A 341-nucleotide genomic window follows, 5' to 3' on the forward strand; every position below is an offset into this window, starting at 1 on the left:
GGTGCAGGGCGCCATCCGGTCCAAGTATCTGTCGATGGGCGCCGAGGCGAGCTTCCTCGGTTACCCGCGGTCCGACGAGACGAAGCTGACCGGCGGCTACGGCTCGCAGTTCCAGCACGGCAACATCTACTGGACGGCGTCGACCGGCGCGCACGAGGTGCACGGGGCGATCCTGGGTAAGTACCTCTCGGTGGGTGGCATGGGCAGCAGGCTGGGCGCACCCACCACCGACGAATACTCGATCCCGACCGGCCGGCGCAGCAACTTCGTGCACGGCGCGATCGTCTGGACCGCCGCCACCGGAACGGTCACGGTCGTCTACTCCTGACCGGCGGGGCGGC

The 341-nt window shown here is 69.2% G+C and carries 1 protein-coding gene; it reads left to right on the plus strand.

From position 1 onward, the window contains the following. Positions 1-328: LGFP repeat-containing protein (locus ODJ79_RS46845; protein WP_411267457.1), on the plus strand; the 328-nt coding region annotated here is incomplete at its 5' end. Positions 329-341 lie beyond the last annotated feature (13 nt).

The sequence above is a fragment of the Actinoplanes sp. KI2 genome (assembly GCF_025630775.1).
Classification (GTDB): domain Bacteria; phylum Actinomycetota; class Actinomycetes; order Mycobacteriales; family Micromonosporaceae; genus Actinoplanes.